Here is a 13,752-nt window from a genome sequence, read left to right as displayed (position 1 = left end):
CGTATAATGTATTGTATATATAAGGAGGTTACAAATTATGACTGAAGTTGCCCAAACTTTCATTCGACATTTTTTAAATATACCTATAATGATCACATCTTGGTTCATTTTCTTTTTTGCATTTGATACAAGTTTTCTTATTAGTTCAGCTCTAGCTATTGGAATTTATTTTATATCAAATTTTAGTATAAAAAAGTTACAACAAAGAAGAATTATGAAAAAACACCAGCTGACTGTTTCGGAATATTTTCATATTCAAAAGCAGTTAAAAGAGGCGAATGTTAAAATTCGTACATTAAATAGCCTATACTTAAAGGTTAGATCCATAAGTTCATTTAAACAACTTTTCGAAATGACTCGACTTGCAAAACGAATTATTTCATTGGTTAAAGCAAATCCAAAGAAATTTTATCATGCTGAGAACTTTTTCTATGCACATTTAGACTCAGCAGTTGAGCTTACTTCGAAATACACGTTATTAGTAAGTCAGCCTATTAAAAACAATGACATGAAAATCGCTCTACAAGATACGAGAGATACTTTACAAGCTATTAATTCTAAAATGGAGGAAGATTTAAAGGATGTCCTCGCCACAGATATTGAACATTTAAAAATGGAATTGGATTTCGCTAAATTGTCTGTTGGCAAAAAAGAACAACCTTTATATTTAAAAGGAGAATCAGAAAATGACCGAAAAACTATCGAATACAAATAATGATTTCTTAATGGATGAATTATTAGAAAGTCCATTTGAAATGGCAAAGCCTCAAGAACAGCCAGTAACAACTACTTCTGGAGAACAAGCTCCAACAAAACTAATTGATCGTTTATCTGAAGTTGAAAAGCAAAAAGCGAAGCAATTGGCAGATCAAATTCCTGCTGGAAATTATGAGGCTATATTAACATATGGGGCTAATGCACAAACTGAACTTTCTCGTTTTTCCCATCAAATGCTTGATCATGTTCAAAAGAAAGATATTGGTCCTGTAGGAGATATTTTAGGGGATTTAATGAATAAGCTTTCTGAAATAAATCCAGAAGAATTAACTACACAAAAGAAATCAGGACTCAAAAAATTATTTAATCGAGTTAGTCGCTCTGTTCAGGAAATGATGACAAAATATCAAAAGTTAAGTACTCAAATTGATAGAATTGGTATACAGTTAGAACATTCCAAACGAGGACTTATAGAAGATGTTCATATGCTGGACAAACTTTATGAGCAAAATAAAACCTATTTCCAAGCATTAAATGTATATATTGCTGCAGCGGAATTAAAAAAAGAAGAGATTATTAATAATACAATTCCAGAACTTCGTAGAAAAGCAGAAGCTTCCAATGATCAAATGGCTTATCAGGAAGTTAACGATATGGCGCAGTTTTTAGATCGATTAGAAAAAAGAGTATATGACTTACAATTATCAAGACAAATTACCATCCAGAGTGCTCCACAGATTCGTATGATACAACAAACCAATCAAACGTTAGCTGAAAAAATACAATCGTCAATTATGACCTCTATTCCTCTTTGGAAAAACCAAATTGCGATTGCGTTAACACTCAATCGTCAAGCAAAAGCCGTAGAAGCTCAAAAACAAGTGACAAAAACTACAAATGATTTACTTTTAAAGAACTCAGAGATGCTAAAAGTGAATAGTATTGAAACAGCAAAAGAGAATGAACGTGGTATTGTTGAAATTGACACATTGAAGAAAACCCAAGAAAACCTTTTACAAACAATTGAAGAAACAATTCGTATTCAAGCAGACGGCAGAGTCAAACGAAAAGCTGCAGAAATTGAAATCGGTCGTATGGAGGAAGAATTAAAACAACGTCTCCTATTAATTGCAGAACAATCTCAAAAGAATTAACAACTAACGAGTTATACTCAAAACAAAACCGCCTTCAAAAAAGGCGGTTTTTTATGAACTCTTTACTACATGATGTAGTATTTTTTTTAATATTCTTAAAGTATCTTCCGAGAATTTTTCTAATGAGGAAGCGGTTGCAGTTTTTTTCCCAAAGATTAAGCGGAACAGCTCTAATTGTTCTTCGGTTGCATCTGCATCATTTAAAAATAAATGTAATACTGTTATATTCTTTCTTTCAAGCTCTACTACTGCTTCTGCTGTATCCATTATTCCGTTTTGGGCATATCCAAATGCGGAAGGTTCTCCATCAGAAAACATAAGCAAAAATTTATGATGCTCCGGTCTATGTTCTAGTCTTTTACCCATCCACCTTAAAGCGAATCCATCGCGATTATCCTCATGTGCATTTATGGAAAGAATATCTAATCCATTATCTTGTTGTCCGTCTTCCAATTTATGAATCCATTCAAATGTGTTCGGCTGTTTTGACTCAGATGCTTCATATGCATCTTCGTAATGTAGTACAATTTCATGTGCAATTTGTAGTTTCCTTAATACATCATGAAATAGTAGTACTGCCTTTTTCGTATCTTCAAGCTTGTCTTGCATAGATGCGGAACCATCTACTAGCAAGCCGAATACTGCGTTTAATTGTGTGCTTGGTGCAGTTTTTTTATAAAATGGTTTTGGTCGTTCTTCTGTCCAAAAAACGGACAGTTTTGATGAAAGCCTACCTTTTGATAAATTCTCACGCTTAGCTATTTGTTTTTGTTCCATCCGCTTTTTCATCTCATCAACAAATGCTTTTACATAAGGTGCTTGTTCTTGTCGGTAATTTTCCAATAATCTATTATCTTGAGCGATAGAATTTGTAATTATTCGTTTTTCATCATACACTACATGAACATTCTCTTTACCAAAAGCAGTACCCGCTTTTTTTAGAGAATCAGAACCCTTTAAAGAAAGATTGTCACTATTAAGCTCAGCTGTGCTACCAGTAGATTGCCCTTTCCCTATTTCTGTAATATCATGTCCTTCTTGCCCTTCTTCTGTGGCTATACGTTGATCAGTTTTCCCATCTCTTCCATGTTCCAATTCAAATTGTAAATGAAGTCCTTTTTCATCTTCATTTTCTCGGTGCCAACTTCTAAATACCTCTTCAATCGTTTTTTTCGATTCCTCTTCCCCTGTTTCAGAATTTTTCACACCTTTATGGTAATGAAAATCAGATTCTCGTAAATTGGAACTTGAAATAATCGAATAATATTCATGAATCGTATCTTCTTTTAAATCATCCATAAATAGATAAAAAAATTCATATACCATACTAATGGAAGATTGTGTATGGCTATTTTCATAAGCTTTCTGAATAATACTATTTGCTTTATGAAATAATTCAGGCCCTGTTACACGCATAGTACCTTCGTAAAGACAAACATATAAGTAACTAATAAAAGCATCAGCTAAAAAGCCTTTTTGACTATTTACAACTAGTTGTTGTTTATGAAATGACAAGTACATTTGAATTCTTTTCTCAAATACTTTAATCGTTCCAACTCTTTTTTTCTGGATTTTTTCAATTAAGCGAAATTCTTCTAAACAAAACACTAATTGATCCATCCATTTTGAAAATGTTACTGGCTGATTTTCTTTGTAATCTCTCCATATATGGAGGTTGAAATCTTTCCAAAATCCCTCAGCAAGTAAATAGATATCAGACATTCTACCAGCATTCATTAGGCTTTCTTCACGATGTCTCCAAAACACACTAATTGACAAAGACTGCTCTTCTGGTTGAAATTCCATTAACTTACGCTCTTTTACCATTAACATTGAATTTGAAGTTAAAGCCTTGGCGACATTTTCATAATGCATTAACTGCCTTGCATCAATAGTTTCATTATTAAATTGTATAAAACGATCTATAGAAGGCATCTATATCCCTCACTTCATCCAAGAAGAGGCTAATTCTATTACAAGCTTTTTCTCTTGATCGTCCTCTAATTTTTCTGCAATTGCATAGGTGATTGCCCTCATTGGATCAATATATTCAGCTAGTTCCATAGCATATTGCATACTTCTAATCGAAGCCGCCTCTTCTGATAATAACCCTTGTTTCACTTGATTCATCAGATCTTCTGCTAAATTTAACATTAAAACATGCAATTCTTTAGATGAATTTGGAAAAAGATCCATCCATAGTTTTTCAAGAAGTTCTCCTGAGATATAGGGAATAGAATAGGATACAAATCGATTCTTTAATGCCTCATTCATTGGTGTAGTACCTATATACCCTTCATTGATTGCAGCAATAACCGAAAAATCAGGGTGTGCTTTTATGACTTCACCAGTAAACGGATTGGTTAACATTCGTCTGTAATCCAATACACTATGTAGTATAGGTAAAGTTTCGGATTTTGCCATGTTGATCTCATCAATATATAATATATGTCCTTTTTTCATTGCTTCGAGAACTGGCCCTTCCACAAATTCAATCGAGTTAAGTCCTTCTTTTAAAACAATCGTTTTAAATCCAAGTAATGCTTCCGCATCTAAATCAACTGAACAATTAATGCTTTGCACTGGCTGTTGAAAAAATGCAGATATTGTTTCAGCCAATTTGGTCTTTCCTGCACCTGTAGGACCTTTTAGTAATACCGGCTTTTTTAATGTCACAGCTAGTAATACATCTTCTAGCAAATGTTCATTTGGTGACATATAGCCACCTTCACCGATTAATTGCTTGTCTCCATCATTATGAGTTCTCTGCAATCTATTCTGTCTTTCTTGTTCGATGACATTAATCATTTCTAATTCTCCTTATGTAAAAAAAGCCGATGTTTCCACCGGCTTTTTTGTCAGACTCCTACATACATTTAACATAATTATTTTCTCTTATTGAAAATATTCTTTATAATAGCCGCCAACTTTTCCTGTATTGTCAATGACAAATAGAAATTCTTCTGTTTCATTTTTGACTTCATATGTGTTTCCAACAGTAAGAACGTTACTCACTAAGAATTTTTTTGCATCTGTATGAACACATTTTACCGTCTTAAGTGTTGGCTTTGTTGCCCAATTAGTATGTATCATATAACCACTTCCTTTATATTATAGTATACGATGGTGCACAGAAGATTTCAAACGAAAGTAATACGGATAATAGTTGATTTTCGTTTCAAGCGGCGACTCCAGCCGGAATAGCATGAGGTGAAGACCCTGGACTGAGCGTAGCTAGGGAAGCGGCTGAAGCCATGCCGGCGGAACGCGTCCGCCTGAATAGGAAATTAACGGGTCCAAAATAAAATTCGACTATGTGAACAACTTGTCGTTCACATACTGTTAGACTTTTTCAGTGCCCTCATGAGTCTTTCCCTCTACCTATAAAATAGAATTTTCACTGACCCCTACAATCGAATATTGGCGCAAAAAAATACAGACCCTCAAAAATGAGAGTCTGCATTTTATTACTAATTAAGAATTTAACATTAAGTCTTCTGGGTTTTCTAGAAGTTCTTTTACTGTTTTTAAGAATCCAACGGAATCTTTTCCATCGATTACTCGGTGGTCATACGATAGTGCCACATACATCATTGGGCGAATTTGAACTTCATCGCCAACAGCGATTGGTCGTTTTTGAATTGTATGCATTCCTAGGATACCTACTTGTGTACCATTAAGAATAGGAGTTGATAATAATGAACCAAATACTCCACCGTTTGTAATTGTAAATGAACCACCTGACATATCAGAAAGTGCTAATTTGTTATCACGAGCTTTTTTAGCAAGTTCTCCAATATTACCCTCAATCTCAGCAAAGTTTTTACGATCTGCATCACGTACGATTGGAACAACTAAACCGCCTTCCGTAGAAACTGCGATACCAATGTCATAGAAATTGTTTTTTACAATATAATCCCCATCAATTTGAGAATTCACATAAGGATATTTTTTAAGTGCTGCTACTACAGCTTTTGTGAAGAATGACATAAATCCAAGACGAACATCGTTTTCTTCAAAGAATTTATCTTTTTTACGAGAACGTAAAGCCATCACGTTAGTCATATCAATTTCATTGAAAGTAGTTAACATCGCAGTGCTTTGTCTAACTTCCAATAAACGAGAAGCGATTGTTTGACGACGGCGAGACATTTTCTCGCGAGTAAAACGCCCATCATCTTCTTGTCCAGCTGCTTTTGCAGGCGTTGGAGCAGGTGTTGCCGCTTTTGCAGGAGCAGAACCGTGTGCTGCAACATCTTGAACACGTACGCGTCCCATAGGGTCTACCGGAGAAATTTCACTTAAGTTAATACCTTTTTCACGAGCAAGTTTACGTGCAGCCGGACTAGCAATAGTACGGTCTTGTTCATTATTGTTTTCAACAACTTCTGCTGCTTTTGGCGCTTCAGATGGTGTAGAAGCAGGAGCTTCTGACGCTTTTGTTTCAGCACTTGGTTTTGGTGCTGCTGGAGCTGCAGAGCCTGAACCAGCTCCTACAATAGCAATTACTTGCCCAACTTGTACTGTATCGCCTTCTGCAAACAATAATTCACTAACAACACCAGCTTCTTCTGAAATTACTTCAACGTTAACTTTATCAGTTTCAAGCTCAACGATAAACTCACCTTTTTCAATTGTATCACCAGGTTGTTTTAACCACTGTGCAATAGTACCCTCTGTAATCGATTCTGCTAATTCTGGAACAATAATTTCTGCCACTTTAATTTCCTCCTCTTATCTAACCTTACCTTAATTGCTTTTTAATGCTTCTTCAATAATGCGTGATTGTTCTAACTTATAAGTATCAATATCACCTTCTGCTGGGCTTGAACGATGAACCCGCCCAACGTACGAAATATCTTTTCCTTTAGCTAGATCTAGTAAATATGGCAGAGCAAAATTCCAAGAACCCATATTTTCTGTTTCTTCTTGTGCCCATACTAATTGTTTTACGTTAGGATAGCGCTCGATAATGGCTTGAATTTTTTCAGCTGGGAATGGATATATTTGTTCAATACGAACAATATGCAAATAATCATATCCTTTTCCATCTTTTACTTTATCAGCTAAATCAATTGCCAATTTACCACTAGCGAAAACGATTTTTTCAACTTTTTTCGTATTTTGCCCAAGACCTGGTTGTTCGATAACTGTTTCAAATTGACCAGTAGTTAACTCTGCTACATCTGCCCCTACTAAAGGATGGCGTAAAAGAGATTTCGGAGAAACAATGATTAATGGACGAATTGCTTCTTCTTTTAACATTTTAGCTTGTCTGCGCAAAATATGGAAATAGTTTGCCGCACTTGATAGATTAGCTACTGTCCAGTTGTTTTCTGCAGCAAGCTGTAAGTAACGTTCTAATCGAGCACTAGAATGTTCAGCACCTTGGCCCTCAGATCCATGAGGAAGTAACATAACCAGCCCTGATTTTAATCCCCATTTAGAACGCGCTGAACTGATAAAGTTATCAAACATAACTTGTGCCATATTTGCAAAATCACCATATTGCGCTTCCCAAATGGATAAGGAGTTACTATCTTCCAGGTTATATCCAAACTCATAACCGAGTATTGCAGCCTCAGTTAATGGACTATTGTGAACAACGAATGATGCTTTTGAATCACTAATACTGTGAATTGGTGTTAGCTCTTCACCTGTTTTTTCATCATGAAGAACTAAATGTCTATGAGAGAAAGTCCCACGTTGTGCATCTTGTCCAGTTAATCGAATAGAATTTCCTTCTTGTAAAATAGTAGCGAATGCCAATGTTTCTGCATGTCCCCAGTCTACTTTACCTTTTCCTTTAAATGGTTCCTCACGACGTTTTAATATTTTCTCTAGTTTTTTAAATGCAGTAAATTCTTTTGGCCAAGTTAATAGCTCTTCATTAATTTTTGCTAATTGACTTTCTGGTACCCCAGTTTGAATTTCAGGCATGCCATTTAATACAGCTTCCGGAATAATAATATCATGTGCTGTTGATTGTGGAAGTTCTTTCACACGATCATATGCCTTTTGCATACCGCTGAAAACATCTTGATCTAATGATTTAACATCTGTATCCTGTATTAAATTTTCCTCTACTAATTGTTTCCCATAAATTTCACGAACTGTTGGATGCTTGTGAATAATATGGTACATAGCTGGATTAGTTACAAGTGGTTCATCCATTTCGTTATGACCATAACGACGGTATCCAAGTAAATCAATTACAATATCTTTTCCAAACTGTTTACGGTAATCATAAGCAAACTTAGCTACAGCTATAACCGCTTCTGGATCATCAGCATTTACATGAATAACAGGCACTTCGTAACCTTTAGCTGGATCTGAAGAATAGTTAGTGGAACGAGAATCGTAATGTTCCGTAGTAAACCCTATCATGTTATTAGCAATAATGTGAATAGATCCACCCGTTTGGAAGCCACGAACTCGACTATAATTTAATACTTCAGTCACAATTCCTTGACCAGGAAAAGCCGCATCCCCATGAATTAATATAGCGAATGCTGCATTTTTATCTTGCACTGGATATCCTGAAGAATTTGTAGTCTCTTGAGCAGCACGAGTTTGACCAGTGACAATTGGGCTTACAACTTCTAAATGGGATGGATTATACGCTAACTTAACCGTTAAACCAGTTTTAGAACGATAAGAGGCACCATTATGGTATTTAACATCACCATACCACCCTTTAGAAATTTCTAAAGATCCATCCTTTGGTAAGAATGCGTCACTTGGTACATGTGCAAATTCAGCGAACATCATTTCATAAGGCTTATTTAAAACGTGAGTTAACACATTTAATCGTCCACGGTGAGCCATTCCGATATTTACTTGTTTCGTATTTGTAGCGTCTGATTGACGTATTAATTCTTCAATAAGAACAACCAATGTGTCTAGACCTTCTACTGAAAATCGTTTTGCCCCAACAAAAGTACGGTGAATAAATTTTTCAAAACCTTCTATTTGAGTTAAACGTTTCAATAATTCTTTTTTATCATCTGCTGAAAGGTTCCCTTTTATAGCACCCTTTTCAATTCGTTCTTGTAACCATAAACGTTCGTCAGAATTTACAATATGAGCAAATTCAAACGCAATATTATTTGTGTATACTGATTTTAAGTGCTCAATAGCTTGTAAACCATTTTTAACGTTTTCTGGTGGATTAGTAATAAGTAATTCTACTGGGATTTCAATCAAATCTTGTTCCGATAGATTGTATGTTTTTATATCAATTTTGGATTCGTTTTTAGGACCATCATTTAGTGGGTATACATTAGCAGCTAAGTGTCCATGTGAACGAATTGCATCTGCAAGTTGAATAGCACGAATAATTTTATCAAAATTATTCGGAGATACTGCAAGATTTGAAGCCTGAATATTAGATTCTGAGGATGAAGCTAAAGAAGGAGCTCCGTATTGTTTAAATAGATTCACTAATTCATTATCTACTTCTTCTGGAGATTGTAGATATAAATCGTACTGCTCCATTACATAACCAAGGTTAGGACCAGAAAAAGCTGACCAAGGTGTTTTATTGTTCGACATTTAGAAAAACCTCCAACATTTTGTGCCTATTATGGCTGATGATAAAATGATTATAAATATATAATTACACACTAAAAATTAATATAAACTTATAAATACATACACAATTTGTGCACATTTACAGTTTACCATTCTTTCGCAATGACATAAAGAACCTTTTGAAAGAACGATTTTTCCATTACCATCTTACTACTATCTGAAAAAAATACAATCCTTTTTCACAAATTAATTTGAATTTAAAATTATTTTTTATCGCTCATTTTATTTTCACTTATTTAATTGAAATATTAGGAAAAAACAGACGAAAAATTGTTCCTTTTCCAGTCGTACTTTCTACTTCAATCTTCCCTCCATATTCAAGCATTAACATTTTTACAATACTTAAACCAAGACCAGAACCACCCTTTGATTTTGTCCTTGCTTCATCCACAATGTAAAATCGATCAAAGATTTTTGAAACTTGTTCTTTTGGAATTCCTATTCCATTATCTTGGACTGTAAGGATTGTATACAACCCATCTTGATAACCCTTGATTATTATAATTGGATCATGCTCATTGTACTTAATTGAATTATCCATTAAGTTTCTTAAAATTTGTAGTAAAGCAGTTTGTTCCATTGAAGCTACATAGGTTGAATCGATTTCTACTTGTATATGAACATTTGGATGTACAAGCTTATATTCATTTTTTAATTGGCAAATAACTTCCAATATGTTTGTTAAAGATGTTTCTTTTGAATTCTCTCTTCTTGCAAGCTTCAACATTTCTTCCATGAGCTTTTTCATTTTTTGAATTTCAACAAGAGAAATTGATAACGATTCTTCTAATACTTCTTGTTCTTCCTTTCCCCAACGATTTAAAAGGGACAAGTGTCCTTCCACAACTTGTATTGGAGTTCTAAGTTCATGAGAAACATTATAAATAAACTCATCTTGCCTTTTAATCGTTTCTGAAACTTCATTCATTAGTTGTTTATAAATAAGTAGAAGTTCACCGATTTCATCATTTGTTGAATAATTAAAACTTACTTCTTTTAAAAATTTGTGCTTTTTTGCTCTTTGCATTTCATTTCTTAACTCTTTAATAGGTTTTAATAAAATAGAAGAAATTGAATAACCAATTAGTGCAGATAATAATAGAGAAATAACAGCAAAAAATAGCATCGCAATTAAAATATAGTTCATAAGCTGAGAAAAATTCTCAAGGTCATGAGAAATTTCTACATACCCCGAAAATGTTCCGAAGTTCAGTGTCTCTATTTTATGGAAAACAATTTGATCATTTACTACTTCGCGTTGAAAATCTTCCATATTGTACGTGAATTCCGGAAAATCACTTGCATCATTAATACGTAACAATTCTATACCATCTTTGTTCATTATACGAACAGATTGTTTTTGGTTCACAATTTGATTTAACAGTGTTCGATTTCTACTAATATCCTGAATCGTTAGAAAAGGCCCTTTTGATTCAATGAAGAGAACAACCTCATTTAAGGTGTTTTGTGCTATTTTCTTTTCTGAAATAAGCATCCAATTATAAAGAGAAAAATATAAAATGACACACATCGTAAGAAAGCTCAAGAAGATAGAAATAGCTGAACTAAAAGTCCATTTTTTTTGAAGGGTCCAATTTTTCATTTTCTCATCACATACCCTACCCCTCTGACTGTTTCAATCATATGAGAAACAGCAGGCAGCTTCTTTCTTAAATGCCTTATGTATACATCAACCACGTTAGTTTCAACCTCTGTGTCATACCCCCATACTGTTTGTAATATTGCATCTCTCGTTAAAACCTTATTTTCATTTTCCAATAGATATACCAACATATCATATTCTGTCTTAGTGAGTTCTACCTCTATTTCTTCATAGAAAACTTGATGCGCATTCTTATCAACAACCAACTTATCCATTTCTAGCTTAGAAGAGGGTTCCGTGTAATTAGCAACTCTTCTCAATACCGCACGAATTCTTGCGAGTAACTCCTCTATTGCAAAAGGTTTAACAACGTAATCGTCAGCACCAGCTTCCAACCCAGAAACACGATCAATTATTGCGTCTCGTGCAGTTATAAGAATTATTGGTGTATTTTTTTGTTTTCTAACTCTTCTACATATTTCAAGTCCATTTAAACTTGGTAGCATCAAATCAACTAACAGCAAATCATATTGGTTTGAAATTGCAAGCTCCATACCCTCTCTACCATCATGACAAACGGTAACTTTAAAGCCCTCATGTTTTAATTCCAATTCAACAAATTTAGCTATATTCACTTCGTCTTCTATTATTAATAGATGAAATTCCATATTTTAACCCTACCTTTTAAAATAGCCGTTCAAATTAATTTTGAACGGCATTCGTATAAAGAAAGTTATTTTTACCAAGTTTTTTAGCAGCGTATAATGCTTGATCTGCTTTATCTAATAACTCGTCAACGCTTTTCCCATCGTGTGGATAAATGGATATTCCAATAGATGATGTTGGGGTAAATAGATGATCTCCTATCATCCAACCAATTTTTAACGTATCTTGGATAGCGTATATCAATTTTAAAATTTTTTCACTACTGCCATCTTTATAATCGTCTACTTTATCTACTATTATAACGAATTCGTCTCCGCCAAGCCTATAGCAATTGAACTGGCCATTAACGCAATGTTGAAGCTTTTCAGCAAAACGTATTAAAAATTGGTCTCCAACATCATGCCCAAATTGATCATTTACAGATTTAAAGTCATCCCCATCAATATATATCAATGCTATATTATTGTCGCCGTTTAGAGAGTCGATAGCTATTGGTAAATCTCGGTGAAACGATCGGCGATTTGGAAGTTCAGTTAAACTATCATGATAAGCCATAAACTTTAACTTATCTTCTAATTCTCTTTTTTCCGTAATTTCTCTTGAAACTACAACAAACCATTTCTCGTCTTCTTCATCTCTGTTCCTTTTTACTTCAGTAATTGAAGTATCTGCCCAGATAGTATTCCCATTCTTCTTCTTCATTAAAAGTTCTGTTCGATAAATACTATTTTCATCAATAGAGGGCAATAGATGTCCTGCTTCTACTCTGTCTTCTGATATAAGACTAAGATAATAAGTCCCCAGGAGCTCCTCTTTATCATATTGAAGAATAGTTTCATGACTAGGTGAAGAATATAGTAAATAACCTTCTTCATCTGTAATAGCTATGAGGTCATTTGAATATTCTGTTATTAGAGTAAATGTTCGCTCTATGTTTCGAAGCTCATCTATAATTCTTTTCTTTTCAGTAATATCAAATTGAATTGTTAAATACTTTTCAATTTCACCATGTTCGTTCATGATGGGTATTACATTTGCATCTACCCAATAAAAAGAACCTGACTTGGTCCGATTACGAATCTCACCCCGCCAAATACTACCATGTTTAACTGTGCTCCACATTTGTCTAAAGAAATTTTCATCATGGAAGTTTGAGTTTATCAATCGGAATGTTTTTCCAACAATTTCATTTTGTTTAAACTGGCAAGTATTTTCAAAAACTTGATTGACCATTTCAATTATGCCATTTTCATTGGTCATTGCTACTAAGGCAGCTTCATTGATTCCTTTTTTATAGCTTTCCAAAATATAAGTAGAAGCTTGCATTTCCTTAGATCGTGCTACTTTTTTTGTAACGGCGAGAATATATTGATTTTCTCCATCAAAAATAGGGATAGCTGTAGTTTCATTAACATGCGTTAAATTGGAAATCGAAAAATGATCTTGATAAAAAATAGACTTCTTTTCCAAGAAAGCTCGTTTATAATTGTTGACTATTGTCATATAATGAAATTCTTCTAAACAATCTTCTAATTTTTTTCCAATAGGATTTTCAGAAAAAACTTCTTCTGCTTTTTTATTAATACATTCATATATAAAAGTATCGTCTAATTTCCGCATAAGAAAGATATAATCATCTGACAAATCATATAGTAACTAAATTGTTTTGGAGTTATAACTGCTTCAGTCATTATTTCAAAAAATCTCCTATCGGCATTGATTCTCATATCCTTTAATCATATTTATTTAAGGATAAAGTTACAAGTATTTTAACAATTTTTTTGGAAATATCCTTCACAAAAAATTAACATATTATTAGAGTCATTTCTCTATGCAAAAGGAAAAAAAATTAGTATATTATAAAAGCAAATAATTTTATAAGACAAAGTTCGCTTTGTCGAGGGAAGGCAAATGGTGCGCCACCAGTTTTGAGCTGGTCCTAGTAGGTTCGATTCCTACCCCGAAATTTTTTATGCATTTTAAAATGAAAAATTTCAGGGAACCTAGGATGATTATGCT

The 13,752-nt window shown here is 33.8% G+C and carries 10 protein-coding genes; 2 read left to right on the top strand and 8 right to left on the bottom strand.

Features of this window, described 5'->3' with window-relative positions; all coding sequences use genetic code 11:
* Positions 1 to 37 precede the first annotated feature (37 nt).
* Positions 38 to 715 (top strand): 5-bromo-4-chloroindolyl phosphate hydrolysis family protein, encoded by a 678-nt coding sequence (locus PGC35_RS06470; RefSeq protein ID WP_375218582.1) that lies wholly within the window; start codon positions 38 to 40, stop codon positions 713 to 715.
* On the top strand, positions 687 to 1,871 hold the full coding sequence (locus PGC35_RS06465; protein WP_375218581.1) for a toxic anion resistance protein: 1,185 nt from the start codon (positions 687 to 689) through the stop codon (positions 1,869 to 1,871). The genes PGC35_RS06470 and PGC35_RS06465 overlap by 29 nt, the downstream gene beginning before the upstream one ends.
* A 51-nt stretch (positions 1,872 to 1,922) precedes the next feature.
* Here PGC35_RS06465 and PGC35_RS06460 read toward each other — a convergent pair whose 3' ends face one another.
* From PGC35_RS06460 to PGC35_RS06425, 8 genes are all read right to left on the bottom strand, one after another.
* Complete coding sequence (locus PGC35_RS06460; protein WP_375218580.1) at positions 1,923 to 3,806, bottom strand: vWA domain-containing protein; 1,884 nt, start codon at positions 3,804 to 3,806, stop codon at positions 1,923 to 1,925.
* A gap of 9 nt (positions 3,807 to 3,815) precedes the next feature.
* Positions 3,816 to 4,679 carry an AAA family ATPase gene (locus tag PGC35_RS06455; protein ID WP_275787020.1) on the bottom strand — a complete coding sequence of 288 codons (864 nt, stop codon included), beginning with the start codon at positions 4,677 to 4,679 and terminating at the stop codon, positions 3,816 to 3,818.
* An 87-nt stretch (positions 4,680 to 4,766) separates the two neighbouring features.
* Positions 4,767 to 4,964, bottom strand: a complete 198-nt coding sequence (locus PGC35_RS06450; protein ID WP_053589618.1) for a DUF6501 family protein — start codon at positions 4,962 to 4,964, stop codon at positions 4,767 to 4,769.
* Positions 4,965 to 5,345: 381 nt separating this feature from the next.
* Positions 5,346 to 6,590 carry a 2-oxoglutarate dehydrogenase complex dihydrolipoyllysine-residue succinyltransferase gene (gene odhB, locus PGC35_RS06445; RefSeq protein WP_375218579.1) on the bottom strand — a complete coding sequence of 415 codons (1,245 nt, stop codon included), beginning with the start codon at positions 6,588 to 6,590 and terminating at the stop codon, positions 5,346 to 5,348.
* A gap of 30 nt (positions 6,591 to 6,620) precedes the next feature.
* The gene (locus PGC35_RS06440; protein ID WP_375218578.1) at positions 6,621 to 9,425 is read right to left on the bottom strand and encodes a 2-oxoglutarate dehydrogenase E1 component; all 2,805 of its coding nucleotides are present in this window, start codon (positions 9,423 to 9,425) and stop codon (positions 6,621 to 6,623) included.
* 271 nt (positions 9,426 to 9,696) lie between these two features.
* A complete protein-coding gene (locus PGC35_RS06435) occupies positions 9,697 to 11,067 on the bottom strand; it encodes a sensor histidine kinase (RefSeq protein ID WP_375218577.1) in 1,371 nt (456 codons plus the stop codon).
* The gene (locus PGC35_RS06430; protein ID WP_053589622.1) at positions 11,064 to 11,735 is read right to left on the bottom strand and encodes a response regulator transcription factor; all 672 of its coding nucleotides are present in this window, start codon (positions 11,733 to 11,735) and stop codon (positions 11,064 to 11,066) included. Before PGC35_RS06430 ends, PGC35_RS06435 begins: the two co-directional genes overlap by 4 nt.
* A 34-nt stretch (positions 11,736 to 11,769) precedes the next feature.
* Positions 11,770 to 13,353 carry a diguanylate cyclase domain-containing protein gene (locus PGC35_RS06425; protein WP_375218576.1) on the bottom strand — a complete coding sequence of 528 codons (1,584 nt, stop codon included), beginning with the start codon at positions 13,351 to 13,353 and terminating at the stop codon, positions 11,770 to 11,772.
* Positions 13,354 to 13,752 lie beyond the last annotated feature (399 nt).

The sequence above is a fragment of the Psychrobacillus sp. PGGUH221 genome (genome assembly GCF_042055255.1).
Lineage (GTDB): Bacteria > Bacillota > Bacilli > Bacillales_A > Planococcaceae > Psychrobacillus.
The sequence above is the reverse complement of the archived record's forward strand: the minus strand, read 5'-3'. Positions and strand labels throughout refer to the sequence as shown.

What these genes read in the sequence shown, in the direction of transcription:
- PGC35_RS06430 (WP_053589622.1), bottom strand. Translation starts at nt 11,735, where the DNA reads ATGGAATTTCATCTATTAATAATAGAAGACGAAGTGAATATAGCTAAA.
- PGC35_RS06460 (WP_375218580.1), bottom strand. Translation starts at nt 3,806, where the DNA reads ATGCCTTCTATAGATCGTTTTATACAATTTAATAATGAAACTATTGAT.
- PGC35_RS06425 (WP_375218576.1), bottom strand. Translation starts at nt 13,353, where the DNA reads ATGCGGAAATTAGACGATACTTTTATATATGAATGTATTAATAAAAAA.
- PGC35_RS06470 (WP_375218582.1), top strand. Translation starts at nt 38, where the DNA reads ATGACTGAAGTTGCCCAAACTTTCATTCGACATTTTTTAAATATACCT.
- PGC35_RS06465 (WP_375218581.1), top strand. Translation starts at nt 687, where the DNA reads ATGACCGAAAAACTATCGAATACAAATAATGATTTCTTAATGGATGAA.
- PGC35_RS06450 (WP_053589618.1), bottom strand. Translation starts at nt 4,964, where the DNA reads ATGATACATACTAATTGGGCAACAAAGCCAACACTTAAGACGGTAAAA.
- PGC35_RS06455 (WP_275787020.1), bottom strand. Translation starts at nt 4,679, where the DNA reads ATGATTAATGTCATCGAACAAGAAAGACAGAATAGATTGCAGAGAACT.
- PGC35_RS06435 (WP_375218577.1), bottom strand. Translation starts at nt 11,067, where the DNA reads ATGAAAAATTGGACCCTTCAAAAAAAATGGACTTTTAGTTCAGCTATT.
- PGC35_RS06440 (WP_375218578.1), bottom strand. Translation starts at nt 9,425, where the DNA reads ATGTCGAACAATAAAACACCTTGGTCAGCTTTTTCTGGTCCTAACCTT.